Origin of the sequence: Exiguobacterium sp. s36 (genome assembly GCF_018618345.1) — a bacterium.
Classification (GTDB): Bacteria; Bacillota; Bacilli; order Exiguobacteriales; family Exiguobacteriaceae; genus Exiguobacterium; species Exiguobacterium chiriqhucha.
The window spans coordinates 268,251-292,817 of record NZ_JACSLW010000002.1 but is presented as its reverse complement, the minus strand read 5'-3'; the positions used below and the strand labels follow the sequence as shown (position 1 = coordinate 292,817).

29 protein-coding genes are annotated in these 24,567 nt (G+C 53.5%); all 29 read left to right on the top strand.

All coding sequences use genetic code 11. The features are described from left to right. Positions 1-43 precede the first annotated feature (43 nt). The 29 genes from KNP95_RS06990 to KNP95_RS06850 all read left to right on the top strand — a co-directional run bounded on the left by KNP95_RS06990 (position 44) and on the right by KNP95_RS06850 (position 24,547). Positions 44-367: a putative DNA-binding protein gene (locus KNP95_RS06990; protein ID WP_021067096.1), complete on the top strand. Its 324-nt coding sequence runs from the start codon at positions 44-46 to the stop codon at positions 365-367. 11 nt (positions 368-378) lie between these two features. After that, positions 379-1,719: a signal recognition particle protein gene (ffh, locus tag KNP95_RS06985; RefSeq protein WP_021067097.1), complete on the top strand. Its 1,341-nt coding sequence runs from the start codon at positions 379-381 to the stop codon at positions 1,717-1,719. Positions 1,720-1,800: 81 nt separating this feature from the next. Next, positions 1,801-2,076, top strand: coding sequence for a 30S ribosomal protein S16 (gene rpsP / locus KNP95_RS06980; RefSeq protein WP_021067098.1), 276 nt, complete (start codon positions 1,801-1,803; stop codon positions 2,074-2,076). A 53-nt stretch (positions 2,077-2,129) separates the two neighbouring features. After that, entirely contained in the window at positions 2,130-2,645 is a 516-nt protein-coding gene (rimM, locus tag KNP95_RS06975) for a ribosome maturation factor RimM (protein ID WP_021067099.1), read from the top strand. Further along, complete coding sequence (gene trmD / locus KNP95_RS06970) at positions 2,635-3,351, top strand: tRNA (guanosine(37)-N1)-methyltransferase TrmD (RefSeq protein WP_058763364.1); 717 nt, start codon at positions 2,635-2,637, stop codon at positions 3,349-3,351. Before rimM ends, trmD begins: the two co-directional genes overlap by 11 nt. Positions 3,352-3,464: 113 nt before the next feature. Then, complete coding sequence (rplS, locus tag KNP95_RS06965) at positions 3,465-3,818, top strand: 50S ribosomal protein L19 (protein WP_021067101.1); 354 nt, start codon at positions 3,465-3,467, stop codon at positions 3,816-3,818. Between the two features lie 82 nt (positions 3,819-3,900). Next, the gene (gene lepB / locus KNP95_RS06960) at positions 3,901-4,443 is read left to right on the top strand and encodes a signal peptidase I (RefSeq protein ID WP_021067102.1); all 543 of its coding nucleotides are present in this window, start codon (positions 3,901-3,903) and stop codon (positions 4,441-4,443) included. Between the two features lie 12 nt (positions 4,444-4,455). Beyond that, on the top strand, positions 4,456-5,316 hold the full coding sequence (gene ylqF / locus KNP95_RS06955; protein WP_214836313.1) for a ribosome biogenesis GTPase YlqF: 861 nt from the start codon (positions 4,456-4,458) through the stop codon (positions 5,314-5,316). A gap of 41 nt (positions 5,317-5,357) precedes the next feature. Further along, on the top strand, positions 5,358-6,110 hold the full coding sequence (locus KNP95_RS06950; RefSeq protein WP_214800879.1) for a ribonuclease HII: 753 nt from the start codon (positions 5,358-5,360) through the stop codon (positions 6,108-6,110). Between the two features lie 134 nt (positions 6,111-6,244). Continuing rightward, entirely contained in the window at positions 6,245-6,967 is a 723-nt protein-coding gene (locus KNP95_RS06945) for a hypothetical protein (RefSeq protein WP_251138505.1), read from the top strand. Then, a complete protein-coding gene (locus tag KNP95_RS06940) occupies positions 6,964-7,233 on the top strand; it encodes an EscU/YscU/HrcU family type III secretion system export apparatus switch protein (RefSeq protein ID WP_021067106.1) in 270 nt (89 codons plus the stop codon). Before KNP95_RS06945 ends, KNP95_RS06940 begins: the two co-directional genes overlap by 4 nt. A 111-nt stretch (positions 7,234-7,344) precedes the next feature. Further along, positions 7,345-8,505 (top strand): ADP-forming succinate--CoA ligase subunit beta, encoded by a 1,161-nt coding sequence (gene sucC / locus KNP95_RS06935; protein WP_214836311.1) that lies wholly within the window; start codon positions 7,345-7,347, stop codon positions 8,503-8,505. Positions 8,506-8,517: 12 nt separating this feature from the next. Beyond that, positions 8,518-9,435, top strand: coding sequence for a succinate--CoA ligase subunit alpha (sucD, locus tag KNP95_RS06930; protein WP_021067108.1), 918 nt, complete (start codon positions 8,518-8,520; stop codon positions 9,433-9,435). A gap of 54 nt (positions 9,436-9,489) precedes the next feature. Beyond that, positions 9,490-10,281 carry a DNA-processing protein DprA gene (gene dprA / locus KNP95_RS06925; protein ID WP_214836309.1) on the top strand — a complete coding sequence of 264 codons (792 nt, stop codon included), beginning with the start codon at positions 9,490-9,492 and terminating at the stop codon, positions 10,279-10,281. A 65-nt stretch (positions 10,282-10,346) separates the two neighbouring features. Beyond that, on the top strand, positions 10,347-12,443 hold the full coding sequence (topA, locus tag KNP95_RS06920) for a type I DNA topoisomerase (RefSeq protein WP_021067110.1): 2,097 nt from the start codon (positions 10,347-10,349) through the stop codon (positions 12,441-12,443). A gap of 2 nt (positions 12,444-12,445) precedes the next feature. After that, positions 12,446-13,753, top strand: a complete 1,308-nt coding sequence (gene trmFO / locus KNP95_RS06915; protein ID WP_021067111.1) for an FADH(2)-oxidizing methylenetetrahydrofolate--tRNA-(uracil(54)-C(5))-methyltransferase TrmFO — start codon at positions 12,446-12,448, stop codon at positions 13,751-13,753. 186 nt (positions 13,754-13,939) lie between these two features. After that, complete coding sequence (locus KNP95_RS06910; RefSeq protein ID WP_021067112.1) at positions 13,940-14,821, top strand: tyrosine-type recombinase/integrase; 882 nt, start codon at positions 13,940-13,942, stop codon at positions 14,819-14,821. 11 nt (positions 14,822-14,832) lie between these two features. Further along, positions 14,833-15,381 carry an ATP-dependent protease subunit HslV gene (hslV, locus tag KNP95_RS06905; protein ID WP_214836307.1) on the top strand — a complete coding sequence of 183 codons (549 nt, stop codon included), beginning with the start codon at positions 14,833-14,835 and terminating at the stop codon, positions 15,379-15,381. Continuing rightward, on the top strand, positions 15,378-16,748 hold the full coding sequence (gene hslU, locus KNP95_RS06900) for an ATP-dependent protease ATPase subunit HslU (protein WP_029595703.1): 1,371 nt from the start codon (positions 15,378-15,380) through the stop codon (positions 16,746-16,748). Before hslV ends, hslU begins: the two co-directional genes overlap by 4 nt. Positions 16,749-16,785: 37 nt before the next feature. Next, positions 16,786-17,565, top strand: a complete 780-nt coding sequence (gene codY / locus KNP95_RS06895) for a GTP-sensing pleiotropic transcriptional regulator CodY (RefSeq protein ID WP_016508279.1) — start codon at positions 16,786-16,788, stop codon at positions 17,563-17,565. 273 nt (positions 17,566-17,838) lie between these two features. After that, a complete protein-coding gene (gene flgB, locus KNP95_RS06890; RefSeq protein ID WP_021067115.1) occupies positions 17,839-18,207 on the top strand; it encodes a flagellar basal body rod protein FlgB in 369 nt (122 codons plus the stop codon). Between the two features lie 2 nt (positions 18,208-18,209). Continuing rightward, complete coding sequence (flgC, locus tag KNP95_RS06885) at positions 18,210-18,638, top strand: flagellar basal body rod protein FlgC (protein ID WP_021067116.1); 429 nt, start codon at positions 18,210-18,212, stop codon at positions 18,636-18,638. A gap of 13 nt (positions 18,639-18,651) precedes the next feature. Continuing rightward, positions 18,652-18,936, top strand: coding sequence for a flagellar hook-basal body complex protein FliE (gene fliE / locus KNP95_RS06880; RefSeq protein ID WP_021067117.1), 285 nt, complete (start codon positions 18,652-18,654; stop codon positions 18,934-18,936). Positions 18,937-18,957: 21 nt separating this feature from the next. Then, a complete protein-coding gene (gene fliF / locus KNP95_RS06875; RefSeq protein ID WP_214836303.1) occupies positions 18,958-20,526 on the top strand; it encodes a flagellar basal-body MS-ring/collar protein FliF in 1,569 nt (522 codons plus the stop codon). A 5-nt stretch (positions 20,527-20,531) separates the two neighbouring features. Next, complete coding sequence (fliG, locus tag KNP95_RS06870) at positions 20,532-21,539, top strand: flagellar motor switch protein FliG (RefSeq protein ID WP_021067119.1); 1,008 nt, start codon at positions 20,532-20,534, stop codon at positions 21,537-21,539. Then, positions 21,523-22,245 (top strand): FliH/SctL family protein, encoded by a 723-nt coding sequence (locus KNP95_RS06865; protein ID WP_214836300.1) that lies wholly within the window; start codon positions 21,523-21,525, stop codon positions 22,243-22,245. Before fliG ends, KNP95_RS06865 begins: the two co-directional genes overlap by 17 nt. Then, complete coding sequence (gene fliI / locus KNP95_RS06860; protein WP_214836297.1) at positions 22,232-23,551, top strand: flagellar protein export ATPase FliI; 1,320 nt, start codon at positions 22,232-22,234, stop codon at positions 23,549-23,551. The genes KNP95_RS06865 and fliI overlap by 14 nt, the downstream gene beginning before the upstream one ends. Beyond that, positions 23,548-23,982, top strand: coding sequence for a flagellar FliJ family protein (locus KNP95_RS06855; RefSeq protein ID WP_021067122.1), 435 nt, complete (start codon positions 23,548-23,550; stop codon positions 23,980-23,982). The genes fliI and KNP95_RS06855 overlap by 4 nt, the downstream gene beginning before the upstream one ends. A gap of 4 nt (positions 23,983-23,986) precedes the next feature. Next, a complete protein-coding gene (locus KNP95_RS06850) occupies positions 23,987-24,547 on the top strand; it encodes a MotE family protein (protein WP_021067123.1) in 561 nt (186 codons plus the stop codon). Positions 24,548-24,567: the final 20 nt, after the last annotated feature.

Sequence of the window (24,567 nt, the reverse complement as noted above, 5' to 3'; positions counted from 1 at the left end):
GTAGTTGTAAAGGGATTTCACTTAACATGTGGAGGTGGAGGTCATGTCGCTCGAAAAGACGAATCGAATGAACTACTTGTTCGATTTTTATCAAGCACTACTCACACCGAAACAGCGCAACTATATGTCTCTTTATTACCTAGATGACTACTCGCTCGGAGAGATTGCGGAAGAGTTTGAAGTCAGCCGTCAAGCGGTCTACGATAACATAAAGCGTACCGAAGCGATGCTTGAGCAGTATGAGGAGAAGTTGGCCTTGTTCGAGAAGTTCGAACAGCGGCAACAACTGCTTCAGACGCTCAAACGTCAAGTCGAGCATTCGCCCGACGCGACGGAAACGATTTCGGCGCTTGAGAATTTAGAGTAGGGGGCTGAAGCATGGCATTTGAAGGATTATCCGAACGGTTGCAATCGACACTGGCGAAAATGCGGGGGAAAGGTAAAATTTCCGAAGCAGATGTCAAAGAGATGATGAGAGAAGTTCGTCTCGCTCTCCTTGAAGCCGATGTCAACTTCAAAGTGGTCAAACAGTTCGTCAACGACGTGAAAGAACGGGCCATCGGCCAAGACGTCATGAAATCGTTGACACCGGGCCAACAAGTTGTCAAAATCGTTCATGAAGAGCTAACGACTTTGATGGGAAGCGACGTCGTCCCGATTACATTTAACCCAAAACCACCGACAGTCGTCATGATGGTCGGGTTACAAGGTGCGGGGAAAACGACGACGACCGGGAAGCTCGCGAACTTGATTCGCAAAAAGCATAACCGGAGTCCACTTCTCGTCGCGGCGGATATTTATCGGCCCGCGGCCATCAAACAGCTCGAGACACTCGGCAAGCAACTCGATTTACCGGTGTTCTCACTTGGCGACCAAGTGAAGCCGGAAGAAATCGTCACAAAAGCGCTCGAGTACGCCAAAACCAATCATCACGATTTCGTGTTGATCGATACGGCCGGTCGCCTTCACATCGACGAGACGCTCATGGGCGAACTCGAAAACGTGAAGACGATTGCCAAACCAAATGAAATCTTCCTCGTCGTCGATGCGATGACGGGTCAAGATGCGGTCAATGTGGCCGACAGCTTCAATGAGAAACTCGGAATCACAGGCGTCGTGCTCACAAAGCTCGACGGTGATACACGTGGTGGGGCAGCCCTTTCAATCAAGGCAGTCACGGGAGCGCCGATTAAGTTCGTCGGTCTCGGTGAAAAGTTGGATGCCCTCGAACCATTCCACCCGGAACGCATGGCGTCACGGATTCTTGGGATGGGGGACGTGCTCACACTCATTGAAAAAGCCGAGTCACAGATGGACCAAGATGCTGCGAAGGAGCTTGAAAGCAAAATTCGCGATGCATCGTTCACGTTCGATGATTTTATCGAGCAGTTGGGTCAAGTGAAAAACATGGGCCCAATTGATGAATTGCTCTCGATGTTACCTGGTGCAGGTAAGATGAAAGGGTTGAAGAACGTCCAAATCGACGAGAAGCAACTCGATCATGTCGAGGCGATCATTCGCTCGATGACAAAGCATGAGCGCTCCAATCCTGAAGTGCTCAACGCGAGTCGTCGCAAGCGGATCGCAAAAGGGAGCGGTCGTTCCATCCAGGAAGTGAACCGTCTCATCAAACAGTTCGATGACATGAAGAAGCTCATGAAGCAGATGTCAGGACAAATGAAAGGGAAGAAAAAAGGTCTCGGCCTTCCGTTCTTCTAAGAAAACTTTTGTCAGTCGGGCAAAAAAACAGTATACTATTAAAGTTGTCAATTCTTAAACACATGATGGAGGTATATTACCATGGCAGTTAAAATTCGTCTCAAGCGCATGGGCGCAAACAAATCACCTTTCTACCGGATCGTTGTAGCTGATTCACGTTCACCACGTGATGGCCGTTTCATCGAGCAACTCGGTCACTACAACCCGGTTGCAAAACCAGAAGCAGAAGTTCGCATCAACGAAGAACTCGCTCTCAAATGGTTGGCAGACGGCGCGAAGCCATCTGACACAGTACGTAACTTGTTCTCTAAAGCAGGGATCATGGAGAAATTCCACAACGCGAAAAACGCGAAGTAAGGATGTGGCCGACCTTTTATGAGGTCGGCCCATTTTTTTGAGGAGGCATAACAATGGAATGGTTATACGTAGGTAAGATCGCCAATACCCACGGCTTGAAAGGGGAACTGAAGTTGCTCGCCGCGACCGATTTCCCGGCCGAACGCTTCAAGAAAGGCGAGACGCTCTATTTGGACGTCGATGGCAAGAAGCTCCCGTTCGAGGTGACGACGTATCGTCCGCATAAGCAGTTCCATCTCGTGACGTTCAAAGGGCTTGAGAATATCAATCTCGTCGAGAAGTATAAAGGGATGAAACTATACGTTCACGTCGAGCACGTTCACGAGTTACCGGAGCATGAGTTTTACTATCATGAGATTATCGGTTGCGAGGCCGTCGTCGACGGTGAGGTCATCGGTGTCGTCGACGATATCTTCGAGACTGGTGCCAACGACGTCTGGGTCATCAAACGCCCTGGCAAGTCGGACGCCCTCATCCCGTACATCGAATCGGTCGTGAGCGACATCGATGTCGAGGCGAAACGTGTCGTCATCACCCCGATTCCGGGAATGATTGACGATGAAGATTGATGTTTTAACGTTATTCCCCGAGATGTTCGCCCCGCTCGATCATTCAATCGTCGGACGGGCCCGTACCCTCGGACAAGTCGAGATGGCGTTCACGAACTTCCGTGACTTCTCGACGAACAAACACCATAAGGTCGACGACTACCCGTACGGAGGCGGGGCGGGCATGTTGCTCACCCCGCAGCCGATCTTTGACGCCTTCGACGCCATCGACAAGAAGCGTCCCCGCGTCATCGTCACGACGCCGACCGGACGCCGTTTCGACCAACAGATGGCGGAAGCATGGGCGTCCGAGGAACACTTGATCTTTTTATGCGGCCATTATGAAGGGTTCGACCAACGGATTCATGATGAGCTCGCGACGGACGAAGTGTCAATCGGTGACTTCGTCATGACCGGCGGTGAGCTCGCCGCGATGGTCATGATCGATGCGACGGTCCGTCTCATCCCGGAAGTACTCGGCGATCAGGCGAGCCATGAAGATGACTCGTTCTCGACAGGGCTACTCGAATATCCGCACTATACACGCCCCGCGGAGTTCCGTGGTCTGAAGGTGCCTGACGTCCTCTTGTCGGGCAATCACGCCAAAATCGAAGCGTGGCGCCGAGAGCAGTCGCTCCTGCGCACGTATCGCCGGCGACCTGACCTGCTCGAGCGCATCGAACTGTCGAAGGTAGATAAAAAATTCATTGAATCGTTGCGCGATTGACCGAATTGTGCTATGTTTGAGCATGTGGGTTAACCCCACCAATTACCGATGTTCCGCTGTTGGATGCTTGGGCAGATGAAGATATGAACATTGAAGAAAAAGGAGAACTATTCATGAACACACAAAAACTGTTCCGTGAAATCACAGAAGAACAATTCAAATCAGACGTACCTGCTTTCCGTCCTGGTGACACAGTACGTGTCCACGTTAAAGTCGTAGAGGGAACGCGCGAGCGTATCCAGATCTTCGAAGGCGTAGTCATCAAGCGTAAGGGTGGCGGCATCGGCGAAACATTCACAGTTCGTAAGATTTCTTACGGCGTAGGTGTTGAGCGTGCATTCCCGCTTCACTCACCACGTGTCGCGCAAATCGAAGTCGTTCGTTACGGTAAAGTCCGTCGTGCGAAACTCTACTACCTCCGCAACCTTCGCGGTAAAGCAGCACGTATTAAAGAAATCCGTCGTTAAGATGGGGATTAAGCTTGTCGCTTGCGACAAGCTTCTTTTTTTCTAGTACAATAAGTTCAAACGGACAGAGGAGTGAGGCAAGTTGAAAGAAGTGTTCAGTTGGCTTAAGGCGATCGTCGTTGCGCTCGTCATCGCGTTCGTGATCCGGACGTTCATCTTTGTACCTGTCATCGTCGAAGGAGAGTCGATGATGCCGACGCTCCAAAATGCCGATCGCATGATCGTCAGCAAAATCTCGAACTACGTCGGTGAGCTCGACCGGGGCGATATTATCGTCTTCCACGCGACAGAATCGAAAGACTATATCAAACGCGTCATCGCCATTCCTGGCGACACGCTCGAATATCGGGACGACACGCTTTATTTGAATGATGAGGCGGTCGAAGAACCGTATTTAGAGGATTTCCAGGCACAGATGAACGGCTTTCCTCTTACCGAAAACTTTACGCTCGAACAAGTAACGGGCGAGACGGTCGTCCCTGAAGGCTCGTACTTCGTCATGGGTGACAATCGTCAAAACTCGAAAGACAGCCGTGAAATCGGCTTTGTCCCGAAAGAGGACGTCGTCGGCAAAACGAACTTCGTGTTCTGGCCGCTCGGTGATTTCGGGACCGTACAAGAATAAGGTGGTGTTTGTTTGGCAATTCAATGGTTCCCTGGCCACATGGCCAAGGCACGAAGACAAGTAACAGAAAAGTTAAAGCTCATCGATGTCGTCATCGAACTCGTCGATGCACGTGTTCCACAATCGAGCCGTAACCCGATGGTCGATGAGATCACGGAAGGCAAACCGCGTCTCATCGTCTTGAATAAAGCCGATATGGCCGATCCGGTCGTCACTGACGCCTGGCTCCGCGCCTTGAAGCGCGATGACATCGAGGTCGTCGCCGTCGACGCGAAACATAGCAAAGGCTTGAAACAGCTCATGTCGGGCGCCGAGAAGCTCATGCAAGAGAAGCATGACCGTATGCGTGAGAAAGGCCGGAACCCCGGCCCGATCCGCGCGCTCATCATCGGCATCCCGAACGTCGGCAAGTCGACGCTCATCAACCGTCTCGCCGGACGTAACATCGCTGTCACCGGCGACCGTCCGGGTGTCACGAAGCGTCAGCAATGGATCAAGATGAAAGGCGGCGAGATGGAATTGCTCGATACGCCAGGGATTCTTTGGCCGAAGTTCGAGGAGCAGATGGTCGGCTATCGCTTGGCGGCGACCGGTGCCATCAAGGATGATATCTTGAACCTTGATGATATCGCGCTCTATACGGCCCGCGAATTGTCGGCCCGCTATCCGGACCAGTTGAAAGAGCGATTCAAAATCGATCAACTGCCGGAAGATGCCGTCGAACTGCTCGAATTGATTGGGAAGAAACGTGGACTCGTCAGCGGCGGTTACGTCGATTTCGAGAAAGCGAGCGAGTTACTATTGAACGAACTGCGTCATGAGAAAATCGGACGTGTCTCCCTCGAGACGCCGGCCGACCATGACATGGCGTGAAGTCCTGTGCAAACAGGGCTTTTTTGAATAGGAGGAACGGAATGACGATTCAAGCGATTAAACAACGGCTACAGACGGTCCGATATGAAGAGTGGGAGCAGGTACGGGCCGAGTTGAAAGACGACCCGCGGACGGGCGTCCAGACGCTCATCCGGCAACGGGAGCGACAGTTCGCACAAGAACATGCCCTCCGTGCCGACTATACGGCCCGTCAGGCGTTCGAAGACGATTGGAAGGCCCAAGGGTTCCGTCTCATTGGCGGCGTCGACGAGGTCGGTCGAGGGCCGCTCGCGGGACCAGTCGTCGCGGCGGCTGTCATCTTGCCCGAAGGGTTTTATCATCCCGGCCTGAACGATTCGAAAAAGATGTCGAAACGGGCGCGGGAACTGGCATACCGCATCCTCATGGACGAGGCATCGGTCGGTGTCGGCATCGTCGACGCTGACGTGATCGACCAGGTCAATATTTATGAGGCGACGAAACTGGCGATGGTGGAAGCGGTCCGGCAGCTCGGAACGGTCGATGCGCTGTTGATTGACGCGATGCGCCTCGACCTCGACATCCCGCAGCAGTCGCTCATCAAAGGGGATGCCCGGAGTGTCTCGATTGCGGCGGCGAGCGTCGTCGCCAAAGTCGTGCGCGACAACATGATGGAGGATTACGCTATTCTCTATCCCGGGTACGGGTTCGAGCGGAATGCGGGTTATGGCACGAAAGACCATTTGACCGGCCTCGCGGAACACGGCATCACACCGATTCACCGGAAGTCGTTCGCACCGATTAAACAGATGTAGGAGGGGAAACGAAGCGCATCGATCACCAAGGCGTCCTGCCGTTCAAGGTCACCGAACAAAATTCACGGCAACTGCTCGTCGGCAATACGGTCGTCGGCCGGGTGCTCCAACTGTTGCCGGGAGGCGAGGCGGTCATGCAGCTGCCGCAAGGCATGTTCCGGGTCGGGGTGAACGCCGACGTCAAAGAGAACGTGACGTACAAGATGGTCGTCACCGAGCTCGAACCGAAACTCGTCTTGAAGGTCGTGCCGCAACAAATCGAGGCGCAGCAGGCCCAACGGTCACCGCTCGCCCAGCTCGGCAGCGAGCTCGGGCGCCTGGCTCGCCAACCACTCGCTACGCCCGAGCCGCTCCAGGCGCAAGGCCGGCAACTGCTCGAGAGCGGGGCCGGTGCTGACGTGAAGCAACTCGTTGGCGAGCTGTTCAAAGCGAAAGGCGACCCGAAGTTCGAACAGTTCGTCCGGGCCCAGGAGACGTTCAACGCCGTGCAGACCCCGCCGTTCGTCGTTCAAGCATTTCACATACCGCATTTAGGGCCGTTTGAACAAGTGCGGTTCCGTCTCGAGGCGCCGAAAGGCGAGGTCATCGACTCCGACCACGCCCGTATCGTTCTATTCCTCGAGACCCCGAAGTATGGAGAGACGGGCATCGATTTGCTCGTCCAGAAGCGGCACGTGTCGGTTAAAGTGTTCAACGAGCAACATGACTTGAGTCCGTTCGTCAACGCCTACGAGCCGTTGCTCGGTCGGGCACTCGAAGCGAGCGGCTATGAGCTGTCCCGCTTCTCGTTCGAAGCAAAGCGTGAAACGGTGCCGGACACGTTCGCCCCACTCGGAAAGGTGGACCAACGCGTATGACCGATCGCAAACAAGCCATCGCCTTGTCCTATGAGCAATCGATGGAGTCACCGCGCGTCGTCGCCAAAGGGGGCGGACTCGTCGCCGAGCGCATGCTCGCGCTCGCGCAAGCGAACGGTGTGCCGATTCATGAGGACCCGGCCTTACTGTCACTCTTGTCCGCGCTACAGATTGAAGAGCAGATTCCAGACGACCTGTACCAGGTCATCGCCGAGCTTTTCGTGTTTCTTTATCAGATGGAACAAGGAAAAATCGAGGATGTCTAGGGGTAGATGTGAAAAAAAGATGAAAACTTAAAGCAAGAACGATAGACAGCGCTTTCAGTTTTTCGTTACAATAGACGTGCCGATATTAAAGGGGACTAAGGGGGAAACGAAATGAATATCCATGAGTATCAGGCGAAAGAATTGCTTCGAGCGTTTGGAGTGGCCGTACCTACGGGCTATCCAGCGTTCACGGTTGAAGAAGCAGTCTCAGCCGCCGCCAAGTTAGACGGTGAACTAAAAGTTGTCAAAGCTCAGATTCACGCAGGAGGCCGCGGTAAAGCCGGCGGTGTCAAACTTGCGAAGTCAGATGAAGAAGTCAAACAGTACGCGTCAGAGATTCTCGGCAAGACGCTCGTCACGTATCAGACTGGACCAGAAGGAAAAGTCGTGCAACGCCTTTACATTGAAGAAGGCTCTGCCATTGACCAAGAATTTTACTTAGGACTTGTGCTTGACCGTTCGATCGGCCGAATTGTCATCATGGGTTCATCAGAAGGCGGTATGGACATCGAGGAAGTCGCTGAACATACACCTGAAAAGATTCATAAAGAAGTCGTCGACCCAGTCGTCGGACTCCGTCCGTTCCAAGCACGCCGTCTCGCGTTCAAGATGGAAGTGCCGACCAAACTCGTCAACAAATTCAGCGACATGGTCATGAAATTGTATAAAGTGTACGTCGAGACAGATTGCACGATCGCGGAAATCAACCCGCTCGTCACGACGAAAGACGGCAACGTCATCGCACTCGATGCGAAGCTCAACTTCGATAGCAACGCGCTTTATCGTCATAAAGACATCGTCGACCTTCGCGACACGACAGAAGAAGATCCGCGTGAAGTCGAGGCGTCAAAACACGACCTTAGCTATATCGCGCTCGATGGCAACATCGGTTGCCTCGTTAACGGGGCTGGCTTGGCCATGGCGACGATGGATATCATCAAGCATTATGGCGCCGAACCCGCTAACTTCCTCGATGTAGGCGGCGGTGCAACGAAAGAAAAAGTAACGGAAGCGTTCAAATTGATTTTGTCAGACGACCAAGTCAAAGGAATCTTCGTTAACATCTTTGGTGGCATCATGAAGTGTGACATCATTGCTGAAGGTATCGTCGCGGCGACGAAAGAAATCGGTCTCGATTTACCACTCGTCGTTCGGTTAGAAGGCACGAACGTGGATGCGGGACGACGCATTCTCGATGAATCTGGACTTGCGATCACTTCGGCGAGCTCGATGGCTGACGGTGCAGAAAAAATCGCGGCACTCGTTCGATAAGGGGGAAACGACATGAGTATTTGGGCGAATCAAGATACAAAAGTGATCATTCAAGGGATCACGGGGAAACAAGGTCTGTTCCACGGCGAACAGATGCTGGCATATAACACGAAATTGGTCGGAGGGGTGACACCTGGTAAAGGTGGCACGACCGTCCTTGACGGCGTACCGGTCTTCAACACCGTATCCGAGGCAGTCGAAGCGACTGGCGCGAACGCGTCAATCATCTACGTGCCACCTGCGTTCGCAGCCGATTCGATTATGGAAGCGGCCGATAGCGGCATCGAGTTGATCATCTGTATCACAGAAGGCATCCCGGTCATCGACATGATTCAAGTGAAGCGTTACCTCGAGGACAAACCGGCCCGTCTCATCGGACCGAACTGCCCGGGGATCATCACGCCAGGGGAAGCGAAACTTGGCATCATGCCAGGCTATATCCACACGAAAGGCCACGTCGGCATCGTCTCGCGCTCAGGGACGCTCACATACGAAGCGGTCCATCAGTTGACGACTGCCGGAATCGGACAATCGACAGCTGTCGGGATCGGTGGAGACCCGGTCAACGGAACGAACTTCATCGACACGCTCCAAGCGTTCAATGAAGACGAGGACACGAAAGCAGTCATCATGATCGGTGAAATCGGTGGAACGGCTGAAGAAGAAGCTGCTGAATGGGTGAAAGCGAACATGACGAAACCGGTCATCGGTTTCATCGGTGGACAAACAGCCCCTGAAGGCAAGCGGATGGGCCATGCCGGCGCCATCATCTCAGGCGGAAAAGGTACAGCTGCTGAGAAAATTAAGACGTTGAACGCCAACGGGATTGAAGTCGCCGAGACGCCTGCCGTCATCGGAGAGACACTCATCCGGGTGTTGAAACAACAAGGTTTGTATGAAGCTTGCGTGACGGGTCAACCGACAACGTAAACCATTCGGAATGAGGGATGCGCGGCATCCCTCATTTTTTTAGAGGTGATTGTGATGAATCAAACAATCGCTCGATTCGCTGCCGAACGGTTGCCGGTCGAGTTCGTCCATCATTACTTGTCGCACGCGCATATGAACATGCAGCAGTTCCATCCGAGCGTCCGAAGCAAAGCAGAACGGGCGCTTCGTTCCACGGTCACGTACGACCGTTTTTTGACGTGGGAGGATGAATTGTTCCCGTCCGCGTTGCTCCATATTCCGAATCCTCCATATTGTTTGTTTTATCGAGGTGATTTAGAGGTACTACATCAACAAACGACCGCATTGGTCGGAAGCCGTGAATTGAATCGTATCAGCCGACGACTCGTCGAACATTTCCGTCCTTTAATAGAAGAAACTGTCTCCGTCTCGGGTGGGGCGCTCGGCATCGACGGTCTCGTCCATGAGCTGTCGCTCGATCATGACCGGCCGACCATCGCCATCCTCGGAGCGGGCTTTTCGCACTTGTATCCACAGATCCATTCGCCCTTGTTCGAGCGGATTTCGCGACACGGGTTACTCCTCACGGAATACACACCGGAAACACCTGTCAAAAAAATTCAATTTTTAGAACGGAATCGTCTCGTCAGCGGACTTGCCGATCGTCTCGTCGTCATCCAGGCTCGTCAAAAGAGCGGGACGATGAACACGGTCGGACATGCCCTCGAGCAAGGAAAGACGGTATTCGCGGTGCCTGGAAGCCCGCTCGATCCGCTCGCGGCTGGTCCGAATCAATTGATTGAAGACGGGGCGATTCCATTGACGACTGCCGATCAAATTCTAACATGTTCAAGGATTGGACGTTGACAAACCATCGACAACATGAATATTATGGTAGGGATTTAAATGACCTCTAAAAGGGGAGCAGATGTATGGCAAAATACTTGGTGATCGTCGAATCACCCGCGAAAGCGAAAACAATTAAACGTTATTTAGGATCGAATTACACGGTCAAGGCATCTATGGGTCACGTCATCGATTTACCGAAGAGTCAACTCGGTGTCGACGTGGAACATGACTTCGAACCGAAGTACATCACGATCCGTGGCAAAGGCCCAGTTTTGAAAGAATTGAAGACGGCAGCCAAAAAAGCGACGAAAATCTTTCTCGCGGCTGACCCGGATCGCGAAGGGGAAGCGATTGCTTGGCATTTAGCACGTGCCCTCGGTGTCGACGAAACGACGGAATGTCGCGTCGTCTTTAACGAGATCACGAAAGATGCGATTAAAGAGTCGTTCAAACACCCGCGTAAAATCAACCATGACCTCGTCGACGCCCAGCAGGCGCGTCGAATTTTGGACCGTCTCGTCGGATACGGGATGAGCCCATTACTATGGAAGAAAGTCAAAAAAGGATTATCGGCCGGACGCGTTCAATCCGTGGCCGTTAAAATGATTATCGACCGGGAGCGGGAGATCAATGCCTTCGACCCAGAAGAGTATTGGACCATCAAACTCACCCTCAACCATGAAGGCGAATCGTTCGAGACTTCGTTTTATGGTAAAGACGGGAAAAAAATGGAGCTCAAGAGCGAGGCAGATGCCGACGCGGTGCTCAAAGCGATTGACGACTCATTCAAAGTCATCGACGTCACGAAGAAAGAGCGGAAGCGCAACGCGTCGCTCCCGTTCACGACGAGCTCGCTCCAGCAAGATGCGGCTCGTAAATTGAACTTCCGTGCCAAGAAGACGATGATGCTCGCGCAACAGCTATACGAAGGGATCGACCTCGGGAAGAAAGAAGGCACCGTCGGTTTGATCACGTATATGCGTACCGACTCGACGCGTATCTCAGATTTGGCGAAAGCGGAAGCGAAAGAGTATATCGAATCCACATTCGGAGAAGAGTACGTCGCGTTGCAGAAGCAAAAAGAGAAGAAAGCCGCGAACGCCCAGGACGCCCACGAAGCGATTCGTCCGACTTCGGCGTTACGCGACCCGGCCTCGGTGAAAGCGTACTTGTCGCGTGACCAGCTCCGCTTGTACAAGTTGATTTGGGAGCGCCTCGTCGCGAGCCAAATGGCGCCGGCCATCCTCGATACGGTGAAAATCGACGTCGAGTCGAACGGCATGATTTTCCGTGCCAACGGGTCGACCGTCAAATTCCCTGGTTTCATGAAAGTGTATATCGAATCGAAAGATGAAGATATCGAAGACACGAACCCGGAGAAAGAAGGGTTGCTTCCACCGCTCGAAGTGGATGACCTCGTCAAGTTCGAGACAATCGAACCGAAGCAGCACTTCACACAGCCGCCGCCACGTTACAGTGAGGCGCGTCTCGTTCGGGCGATGGAAGAACTCGGAATCGGTCGTCCGTCGACGTATGCACCGACGCTCGATACGATTCAAAAACGCGGATATGTCGTCCTTGAAGAGAAGAAGTTCGTCCCGACAGAACTTGGCGAACTCGTCATCGAGATGATCGATGAGTACTTCAACGACTTTATCACCGTCCAGTTCACGGCCGACATGGAGACGCTCCTCGACTCGATTGAGAACGAGGAAGTCGAATGGACGGAAGTCGTCGCTCCAATCTATCGCAGTTTCGAGAAACGTCTGAAACGAGCCGAGTCAGAGATTGAGAAAATCGAAGTGAAAGATGAACCGGCCGGCATCGACTGCGAAGTGTGCGGTTCGCCGATGGTCATCAAGATGGGCCGTTACGGGAAATTCATGGCATGCTCGAACTTCCCGAACTGTACGAACACGAAACCGGTACAAGTCGAAATCGGCGTCCCATGTCCGAGCTGCAAAGACGGACAAGTCGTCGAACGACGCAGTAAGAAGGGTCGTCTGTTCTACGGTTGCTCGAACTATCCAGACTGTGAGTTCGTCTCATGGGACAAGCCGGTCGCGAAACCGTGTCCGGAATGTGGTAAGATGATGGTCGAGAAAAAAATTAAAGACGGTGTGAAATATCAATGTACGAACTGTACCCATGCCGAGGTACATCAGTTAGAGGAGGATTAACTTTGCAGCAACGTGTAACTGTGATCGGAGCGGGCCTCGCCGGCTCCGAGGCGGCTTGGCAACTCGCGAAACGCGGAATTCAAGTCGATTTGTATGAAATGAGACCGGTCCGAAAAACACCGGCACACCATACGGACCAATTCGCTGAACTGGTCTGCTCGAACTCGCTTCGAGCGAACGGGCTACAAAACGCGGTCGGCGTCTTGAAAGAAGAGATGCGCACGCTCGACTCACTCATCTTGAAAGCGGCCGACACGGCAAGTGTACCGGCCGGCGGCGCTCTCGCCGTCGACCGTCATGACTTCGCCGGATTCGTGACGGACACGTTGAAGAACCATCCGAACGTGACCGTGCACAACGAAGAGATCACGGCGATTCCGGACGGGATCGTCATCATGGCGACCGGTCCACTCACGTCACCGGACCTCTCGGCTTCGCTCAAAGCGTTCACAGGTGAAGATTACCTTTACTTCTACGACGCCGCGGCGCCGATTTTGGACGGCGAGACGATTGACCGGGACAAGGTATACTTGAAATCACGTTACGACAAAGGTGAGGCGGCGTACCTCAACTGTCCGATGACGGAAGAAGAGTTCGACTTGTTCTACGACGAGCTCGTCAAAGCAGAGGTCGTCCCGCTCAAAGAGTTCGAGAAAGAGATTTACTTCGAAGGCTGCATGCCATTTGAAGTTCTTGCCCAACGCGGCAAGAAGACGCTCTTGTTCGGACCGATGAAACCCGTCGGCCTCGAAGATCCGAAGACGGGCAAACGTCCGCACGCGGTCGTGCAGTTACGGCAAGATAACTCGGCCGGCACGCTGTTCAACTTGGTCGGTTTTCAAACCCACCTCAAATGGGGCGAACAGAAACGGATCCTTCAACTCATCCCGGGTCTCGAGAACGCTGAGATCGTGCGCTACGGTGTCATGCACCGGAACACGTTCATCAACTCACCGAGCCTGTTAAAACCGACGTATCAGGCGCGGACACGCGACACGTTGTTCTTCGCCGGGCAGATGACCGGTGTGGAAGGGTACGTCGAATCGGCGGCGTCAGGACTTCTCGCTGGGATTAACGCAGCGAAACTGATTGCCGGTGAAGACCTCGTCGTCTTGCCACGCGAGACGATGCTCGGTTCGATGGCGCACTATATCACGACGACGGACGGCAAGCACTTCCAACCGATGAACGCAAACTTCGGTCTCGTGCCGTCGCTCGAGGATGCACCGCAGAAGATGAAGAAACAAGAACGGTACGAACGTTACGCGAACCGTGCCCTTGAAACGATTCAGCAATATAAAGAGATTTAAGGGAAAGGAGCCATTTTTTGGCTCCTTTTTTGTGAATTTAAATTTCAATTGTGTAATTTGTACAACACTTTGAAAATTTTCAGATTATTGAGGGGCTATCTATTGTCACCTCTGACGGTGTATGCTATGCTAATTTCGATTTGACGAGAACATGCGTTTTTAAGTTGAAAACGAGGGGGCGAGAGAATGGGATTCGGTGACGATCAACAGTCATTTTTGCGCTATTGCCAAGTCGAACGCCGGCTGTCTCCTCACACGAAACGCTCTTACGAGCAGACGCTCGACCAGTACGCCGCTTATTGCCAATCGACACATCAAGATCCGTATGATGTGCAGTCGGCGCGGCGTTATTTATATGCCCTTTATGAGACCGACAGCGCCACGACGACGGTCGCCCAAAAAGTATCGTGCCTCAAGCAATTCGGGAAATTTGTGGCACGTGAGACGGGTGTCGAGCCTCTTTTCCACGGCCTAACGTCTCCGAAACGGCGCAAGACGCTGCCGACGTTCGCCGTGCCTAGCGAAGTCGAACAGCTCATCGCGACCGCGGACGGACAAGATGATCCGTTCCTGCGGGCCCGTGACGTCGCCATCGTCGAGATGTTGTACGGGACGGGCATGCGCGTCGCCGAGTTGTGCGGGATGGACGTGTCGTCCTACGATGCCGACCTCGCCTTCGTGCATGTCGTCGGGAAAGGGAAGAAAGAGCGCTACATCCCAATCGGACAGTTCGCCATCGCGGCGCTCGATCGTTACCTCGACGTGCGCCAAACATGCGCTTCCCCCCAAGAAACGGCATTATTCCTCAGTCAAAAAGGGAATCGAGTGACAACAGACCAAATTCGCTACGTCATGAAGCGTCTGAGGAAGCAAGGCGGCCTGCATAAGCCGTTGACGCCTCACTCGCTCCGTCATAGTTTTGCGACGGACCTGCTCGAGCGCGGGGCTGACCTCCGTGCCGTCCAAGAGTTGCTCGGTCACGAGTCACTCTCGACGACGGGTCGTTACACTCACGTCTCGACGGAGCGCTTGCGAGCGGTCTATCAAGCCACACATCCGAGAAAGTAGGAGGTCATCAGATGTTTCACGCAACCACGATTTTCGCAGTCCGCCACAACGGGCATGGTGCCATGAGCGGGGATGGACAAGTTACGTTCGGAAACGCCGTCATCATGAAAAACAAGGCCAAAAAAGTACGACGTCTCTACGGCGGTAAAGTCGTCGCCGGGTTCGCCGGAAGCGTGGCCGACGCATTCACGCTCTTCGAGAAGTTTGAATCGAAGCTAGAGATGTACAACGGGAACTTGCCGCGTGCGGCCGTCGAGCTGGCTAAAGATTGGCGCGGGGATAAGATGCTCCGTCAACTCGAAGCGCTTTTGATCGTCATGGACCGTGAGCACCTACTGCTCGTGTCTGGGAACGGCGAAGTGATCGAACCGGATGATGGCATTTTAGCGATCGGTTCGGGCGGGAACTATGCGCTCGCTGCCGGGCGCGCCCTCGTACGCCATTCGCCTGAGAAATCAGCGGAAGACATAGCCCGCGCCGCTCTCGAGATTGCCGGAGAGTTGTGCGTCTATACAAACGACCAAGTCATCGTAGAAACGATCGGAGGCGATTCTGAATGAAACGTGAACTGACACCACGCCAAATCGTAGCGGAACTAGACCGCTTCGTCATCGGACAAAAGGATGCCAAGCGCGCCGTCGCGATCGCACTCCGCAACCGTTATCGTCGCCAAAAATTGAGTGCCGACCTGCGTGATGAAGTGACACCGAAGAACATCTTGATGATCGGCCCGACCGGTGTCGGGAAGACGGAAATCGCACGCCGCTTGGCCAAACTCGTCGGCGCGCCGTTCGTCAAAGTCGAGGCTACCAAATTCACTGAAGTCGGCTACGTCGGCCGCGATGTCGAATCGATGGTCCGTGACCTTGTCGAGGCGTCGGTCCGTCTCGTGAAGGAAGAGAAGAAAGAAGGCGTGAAAGAGCAAGCGGAAGTCGCTGCGACTGAACGCATCCTTGACGCTTTGCAAGGCAAGGCCAAAGTCGAACCGACCGCATCGAACCCGTTCGAGGCGTTGTTCGGCGGCCAAGCTCAAAAGACCGAAGAGCCGACTAACACGCAGTCGTCCGACCGCGCACAGTTGCGTCGCTTGCTCGAGCTCGGTGAACTCGAAGAACGATTAATCGAGGTCAATCTCGAAGAAAAGCAGACCGTAGACTTGTTCCAAGGGCAAGGCATGGAAGGTTTATCGAACTTGCAGGACATGCTCGGTCAAATCGTGCCGAAGAAACGGAAGAAACGCAAGTTGCCGGTCCGCGAAGCACGTCCGCTCATCGTCGCCGAGGAAGCGGAGAGTTTGCTCGATATGAACGAAGTTCATGACGAGGCCGTGCGCCGTAGTGAGCAGATGGGCATCATTTTCGTCGATGAGATCGACAAGATTGCGACGAAGTCGCAAGATCATGCCGGTGTCTCACGAGAGGGAGTCCAACGTGACATCTTGCCAATCGTCGAAGGATCGACCGTCGTCACGAAGTATGGACCGGTCAAGACGGACCACGTGCTCTTTATCGCCGCCGGAGCATTCCATATGGCGAAGCCGTCCGACTTGATTCCTGAGCTACAAGGACGTTTCCCGATTCGCGTTGAACTGAGCAGCCTGACCGAAGAGGACTTCGTCAAGATTTTGACGGAGCCGTCCCAGGCGCTCATCAAGCAGTACACGGCACTCCTCGAGTCGGAGGAGATTAGCGTCGAGTTCACTCATCCAGCCATCGAAGAGATTGCGCGCATCGCGACGCACGTCAACCGAGAGACGGATGACATCGGGGCCCGCCGTCTGTATACGATTATGGAGCGCGTCCTCGAGGACTTGTCGTTCGAGGCGGCCGACATGCCGCAAACGCATGTTCAAATCACACCGGCCTATGTGAAAGAGAAAGTCGGCTCGATTGCGGAAGATCGAGACCTTAGCCAATTTATACTATAAGATTCTGTATGCACATACAGGGAGGAAAATAAGAATTATGAACTTACTAGACAAAACACGCCAATTGAACACGATGCTTCAACAAGAGGCAAGCGCGCACGTAGACTTTAAAGAAATGGCGGATAAGATGCGCGAAGTACTCGAAGCAAACACGTTCATCGTCAGTCGTCGGGGCCGTTTGCTCGGCTTTGCCATCAAACAACAAATCGAGAACGAACGCATGAAGGCGTTCTTGGTCGACCGTCAATTCCCGGAGCCATACGCCTCAAACTTGTTCAACGTCAAAGAGACGACGGAAAATATCGGCATCGACAGTGAGTATACGGCGTTCCCGGTCGAGAACCGTGAGTTGTTCCTCGACTCGATGACGACGATTGTTCCAATCATCGGTGGTGGCGAGCGTCTCGGTACACTCGTGCTCGGTCGGCTCAACAACGAGTTCACGGAAGATGACCTCGTCTTGGCCGAATATAGCGCGACCGTCGTAGGGATGGAGATTCTTCGTGAGAAAGCGGCCGAAGCGGAGGCGTCAGCCCGTAAAAAAGCGGTCGTCCAAATGGCGATCAACTCGCTCTCGTATTCTGAGCTTGAAGCGATCGAGCACATCTTCGAAGAGCTTGGTGGCAACGAAGGTTTACTAGTTGCTTCCAAAATTGCCGACCGTGTGGGAATCACTCGTTCGGTCATCGTTAACGCACTCCGTAAATTGGAAAGTGCGGGTGTCATCGAGTCACGTTCTCTCGGTATGAAAGGAACGTATATTAAGATACTGAATGACAACTTCTTGTTCGAATTACAAAAGTTGAAATCGAATTGAAATAAACTAGATTCAACTGATGAATACTAGAAAGTCTATCGAATTAGGACTTTAGACTTACAAAGTCGCTCCCGACGTAATGGGAGCGACTTTTTTTAGTGCAAAAGTAATTATTTTCAGAATTCGTCGTAAATTCGACAAAAACAGAAGACAGCATTTACCTGTTTTAATAAAAATATCTTTCAACACTGTTACAGATTTGTTTCAATGAAATAGTGGATTTTCCAAATAAGGTATATACATGCATTCTTTTAGTGAAAGCGAGTGAAACGCATGAACTGGATCGGTAGCGACTATCAATTAATGAAGCAAGCGATCAATCATTCGGTCGTAAATCAAAAAGTCATCAGCCATAACCTATCGAATATCGATACCCCGAACTTCCGGGCGAAGCAGGCCGTGTTTGAACAGACGCTGAACAACGAGATGCGTCTCAAGCTGGCAGGCGGTCGTCCGAGTGAGCGCTCGGCGACGACGATCACGGACCGGGCCGGAGGCGCGATGCGAAGTGACGGCAATAACGTTGATCTCGATTACGAGATGAGCGAGTTGGCACGGAACCAGCTTCAATACGAAGCGATGATGGAACAGTTGAACCGCCGGCTCGGCGGACTCAAAACCGTCATTAGAGGAGGGCGTTGACGATGGGCATGTTTGATAGTTTTCATATCTCGGCGACGGCACTGACGTCGCAACGGTTACGGATGGACACGGTGTCCGCGAACATTGCGAACGCTCAGACGACACGCGGCAAGTTAGTCGACGGGGAGTGGCAACCGTACACGCGAAAGATGACCGTGATGCAGGAAGCACCGTTTCGCCAACAGCTGTCCGCTGTCAGCGGCGGGGTCGAAGTCTCACAGATTGTGGAAGATGAGAGCCCGTACAAGCTCGTCTATGACCCGAGCCATCCTGATTCGGATGACCGGGGCTATGTCCAGATGCCAAACGTCGACCTGTTGAAAGAAATGGTCGATTTGATGGGAGCGACACGGTCGTACGAGGCGAACATCGCCGCGATGAACGCCACGAAGGCGATGCTCGTCAAAGCGATGGAAATTGGTAAAGGATAAGGAGTGATCGAGGATGCAGATTAACCCCATTCAATTGATTGGCACACAACCGACAGTCGCGCCGGCCGTGAAAGAGACGCCATCCCAGTTCGGAACGTATTTGAACGAGGCGATGCGCTCATTAAATGACGTCCAACAAGCGACGAGCTCGGCCCGAGCCGATCTCGCCGTCGGCAAAGCCGATTTACATCAAGTCATGATTCAAAGCGAAGAGTCATCGATTGCGATGCAGCTCGCCATAGAGGTGCGGAACAAAGCGGTCGAGGCCTATCAAGAAATGATGCGAATGCAAGTTTAAAGTAGAGGATGACGAGTAGCGATGAATGAAAAGTTAAAAGAACGATTCGGTTCACTGACCGGTTCGCTTCAAACGATGAAAACGAACCGAAAAATCATTTGGGGTCTCGTCATCGTCGGCGTGATTCTTGTCGCGGTGCTCTTGACCGTCTGGCTGTCGCGCCCGAACATGGCCCCGCTCTATACGAACCTGTCCGCTCAAGAAGCGGGCGAGGTGACGGAACAGTTGACGGCCGACGGAGTAAAGGCTGAGATTAAAGCGACTTCGAACGGTGTCAGTGTATACGTACCGAGTGAGCAAGTCGACCAACTGAAAGTCAGTCTGGCGGCAGCAGGCATCCCGAAGTCGGGTGCAATCGATTATAGCTTCTTTAGCGAGAACGCTGGCTTCGGAACGACGGACCGTGAGATGGCCGTCATCGAACGGAGCGCGATGCAGACCGAGCTCGAACGGTTGATCACGCAAATCGAAGGGATCAACCAGGCGAAAGTCATCATCTCGATTCCAGAGAAATCGGTCTTCTTGGCCGAAGATCAAGGTGAACCGACGGCCTCCATCGTCTTAAATTTAGGAGCTGGTACGAATCTCGAGCCGGCGACGGTGAAAGGGCTCTATCATTTAATCAGTAAGAGCGTACCGAACTTGAAACCTGAAAACATATCGGTCATGGACCAATATTTCACGTATTACGATTTAGACCAGACGACGACGGCCGGTGGATCATCGACCGACCCGCTCGTCTTGAAACGCCAAGTCGAGAAAGATGTCCGTCAACAGATTCAACAAATGTTGTCGGTGTTGCTCGGCGAACGAAGCGTGCTCGTCTCGGTCACAGCCGATATCGACACGACGCAAGCGGCTGAAGAGCAAAACCTCGTGACACCTGTCAATGAGGACAGCATGGAAGGCATCGTCACTTCGGCCGAGCGGATTGCTGAAGCGTATACAGGCGGAACCGGTGCAGCAACTGCTGCCGGGACGGCCGAGAACGATACGGTCAATTTCCCGGCCGCCACGGGCACCGGGGAAGAAGAGAGCGAAAAGAATCATGAAATCATCAATTATGAAGTCAACCGAATCACGAAACAGATTCAGAACGCACCGTACTCGATTCGTGACCTCGGCGTCCAATTGATCGTCGAACCACCGAACGGGGCGACGACAATCGACCCTCAACTCGAGGGTGACCTCGAGACGATGATGTACTCGATTATCCGGACGTCACTCGCCAAGACCGGAGAGGCACTCACTGAGGCGGAACTTGAACAGAAAGTCGTTGTCGTCTCACGTCCGTTCGCAGAAACGGAAGAAGCGGCCGTGGTCGAAAAACCGACCCAATGGTGGATGTATGCCGCCGCAGCCGGTGCCGTCGTCTTGCTCGCACTCTTGTTCTTCGCGATGCGCAAGCGCAACCGCGAACCAGTCGCCGAGTCGAACGAGTGGGAAGTCCCATATGAAGACGAAGTGCCGGACCTCGACCTCGAAGAACGGGGCGAAGGGGCCGTCAAGAAGAAACAGTTGGAGAAATTGGCAGAGAGCAACCCTGAAGAGTTCGCCAAACTTCTCCGTACATGGATGTCTGAGGAGTGAGTACTGTGAATTACGCCAAACAACCGAACCGAGAAAAAGCGGCCATGCTCATGATCTCGCTTGGACCTGAAGTGGCAGCGAGCGTCTATAAGCATCTGTCCGAAGAAGAGATGGAGCAATTGACGCTACAAATTTCGGCGTTGAAAAAAGTATCATCCGAACAAAAAGAAGCCATCATGGGTGAGTTCCACGAGCTCGCCATGGCGCAGAGCTATATCACGCAAGGGGGCATCGGATTCGCGAAAACGGTGCTCGAGAAAGCGGTCGGAGAAGAGAAAGCGATGGCTCTCATCCATCGGCTCACCTCGACGCTTCAGGTCCGACCGTTCGAGTTCGCCCGCAAGGCCGACCCGAAACAGCTGTTGAACTTTATCCAAAACGAGCATCCGCAAACGATCGCCTTGATTTTGGCGCATCTCGAACCGGTCAAGTCAGGACAAATTTTGTCTGAGCTCCCGCCTGAGATTCAGTCGGAAGTCGCCAAGCGGATCGCGACGATGGACCGACTCAACCCGGACGTGATTCATGAGATTGAACAGATTCTCGAGAAGAACTTGTCCCAAACGGATATGCAAGATTATGCCCAGTCTGGTGGCATCGAGGCGGTCGTCGAAGTGCTCAACGGCGTCGACCGTACGACCGAGCGCACGATTCTCGATGCGCTTGAAATCGAAGACCCGGAATTGGCCGAAGAAATCAAAAAACGGATGTTCGTCTTCGAGGATATCGTTACACTCGATTCGCGGGCGATTCAGCGGATTATCCGCGAAGTGGCGAACGACGATCTCTTGCTCGCCCTCAAAGTCTCGTCCGACGAAGTCAAACAGATCATCTTCAAAAACATGTCGCAACGAATGGTCGAAACGTTCAAAGAAGACATGGAATTCATGGGGCCTGTCCGGTTGCGTGACGTCGAAGAGGCACAAAGCCGTATCGTCGGCATCATCCGTCGCCTAGAAGACGTCGGAGAAATCGTGATTAGCCGCGGTGGAGGAGATGACATCGTTGTCTAACGTAATCAAACGCCACTATGCGACACCACTCGAGCCGCAACGGATTGATTCAAAGCCGTTCCTCGAGCCGGTGAGTATGCTACACCAGGATGAAGAGCGGGAGCGGTTGGCCCAAACGCGTGCGAAACTAGACGAGCAAGCAGCCACACTCGAAGCGCGCCGCACGGCGATGGAACAAGAACTCGCCGATTTAAGGGAAGAAGTGCTCGTGTCGGCTAGACAAGAAGGCTACGACGCAGGCTTTGACCAAGGAAGACGGGACGGCAAGGCCGAGTATGAGGAATTGACGACCCGCTTAAACACGGTCAGTGTCGAACTCGAGCAGTTGTTTGATACGAAATGGCGGGACGCCGAGCAACAGCTCGTCGCCCTCGCCGTCGAGGCCAGCGCTCGCGTGACGACAGAACTCGTCCGAAACGATGAGGCGTTGTTCGCCGACCGTGTCCGTGAACAGTTGCTCCGTCAACTCGATGCGGAATCATTGACGGTGTACGTCCATCCAACGCGACTCGCCTCGATTCAACGCTTTGAAGCGGACTGGGTCATCCCAGACGGCCCGGGCATCAAATACCGGGCGGATGCAGGCTTGGATGAGACGAGCGTAAGGATTGAGACCCCGCATCACGGGGATGAGCTCGATTTGAGCTATAGCTTTGATCGCGTACGTTCCAAAATCGAGGAGGTCCTGGCCGATGGCGCTTATTGACCGCGTGCTCGAGTCGATTGTGTCCTCGCCCGATGACGAGTACGTCCGAAAAGTCGGACGCGTCTGTCGGGTCGTCGGTCTGATGATCGAGTCGAATGGACCGAGTGCTTTTATCGGAGAACGTTGTTTGATCGAGCTACCATCCGGTCAACACGTCGAAGCCGAAGTTGTCGGATTCAATGAGGCACGCGTCCTCCTCATGCCTTACGGCGAAACGACCCAAATCGCACCGGGATGTATGGTCAAAGGGACAGGCCGGATGCTTCAAGTGCCGGTCGGCGACGAGTCGATTGGCCAAGTGCTCGACGGTCTCGGCCGTCCTTTGTCCGGTGAGGGTGCAATGCCTGGCGCACGTTACGACGTGCTTCGTAAGCCGCCGAACCCGCTTGAGCGGCCCCGCATTTTAGACGTCCTCTCGACAGGCGTTCGCGTCATCGACGGTCTCTTGACGGTCGGGAAAGGACAGCGGGTCGGATTGTTCGCAGGTTCCGGCGTCGGGAAGTCGACATTGCTCGGCATGATCGCCAAACGATCATCGGCCGACATCAACGTCATCGCCTTAATCGGAGAGCGTGGTCGGGAAGTGAAAGAGTTCATCGAGAAAGAACTCGGACCAGAAGGGATGGCCCGCTCGGTCGTCATCGTGGCGACGAGCGACCAACCTCCGCTCGTGCGGTTGAAAGGAGCTTATACAGCGACAGCTATCGCCGAATACTTCCGCGACCAAGGCAAAGAAGTCGTCCTCATGATGGATTCGGTGACCCGGTTCGCCATGGCGCAACGGGAAATCGGACTCGCCACAGGGGAACCACCGACGTCTAAAGGGTATACGCCTTCCGTCTTCGCGATGCTGCCGCAACTGTTAGAACGAAGCGGGACCGCCGTGACAGGATCGATTACTGCGTTCTATACCGTCCTCGTCGACGGGGACGATATGAACGAGCCGATTGCGGATGCGGTGCGAGGGATTTTAGACGGACACTTCGTCATGGACCGCTCGCTCGCGAACCGTGGACAGTTCCCGGCGATTCACGTCTTGAAGTCGATCAGCCGCGTCATGAACCAAATTGCCACGCCGATGCATCGGGAGGTCGCGCAGACGTTCCGGGGGTGGCTGGCCACGTATTTGGATGCCGAAGACTTAATCAATATAGGTGCTTATAAAAAAGGGACGAACCCGGCCATCGATACCGCCATCGAGCAGTATCCGAACTTGTTGACGTTTTTAAAGCAATCCATCGAAGAAGAGGCCCCGCTCGAGGAATCGTTAGAGCGCCTGGCCCAAATCGTGCGAGGTGAACGATGAACAGATTATTGTTAGAGCGCATCATGCCGATCGCAGAACACGAGAAAGAAGAGTCGGCGACGGAGATGAGACAACATAAAGCGCGGTTCGAGACAGAGATGGAGACGCTGTATCGGCTCGTGTTGACGTACGAGTCGCTCATGAAGAGTCAAGACGAACAAGCTGGCGTCATCGACTTGCTCATGTCGCAATACCGTGAACAGACACGCGAACGGTTGAAACGCCAAATCGAGACACAACAACTCGTCGTCCAGCAGGCGCGTAACCGCTACCATTTGTCGCAGGAACGTCTGCTCGGAAAAGTCGTCGAGGAAAAGAAATATGTAACGTTGCATGAAAAAGTCAGTCAAGATGAAGTGGCCGCGACAAAGCTCATCGAACAGCATTTCATCGATGAGTTGGCAGTGATTCATCACGGGAAAGGGAAGTAAACCGATGGAAAAAGACAACACGAAGCGAGGCAGACAGCTATTGGTTGCGCTCGTTCTCGTCCCGGCCATCTTTCTACTCGTTGGAGGGATTGTCGTCATGAACTATGCGATGGACCGTCCGTTGTTATCGGTCCCGTTTCTAGAGACCGGTTCAAAACAAGAGCCGGAAGAAAAAGTGAAGACGAACGTGAACGTGACCGGTGTGGATACTGATGCCGCGAATCGCTTGAAAGTGGCGAATGCCGAGATTGAGAAGCTTCGGGCCGATAACGCCGAGTTGACGAACGAAGTGAAGGCTAGACAAGAAGAAGTCTCGAAGTTGATTCAGGAACGTGACCGACTCGTCGCGGAATTGGCGACGGCCAGTGCGGTCGAAGAAGAAACCTCGGACGTGTCTCGTGTCTATGAGGAGATGTCAGCGAAACAAGCCGCTGCCATCATGAACGAACTCGAGAGTCCGCAAGTGGCGAACCTATTGAAGGAATTGTCGCCGAAGCAACAAGCCGACATATTGGGACGGATGGATGCCCAACAGGCCGCCGTCGTCACCCAGTTGCTCCAGTGACTGGAAAGGAGGACATGATG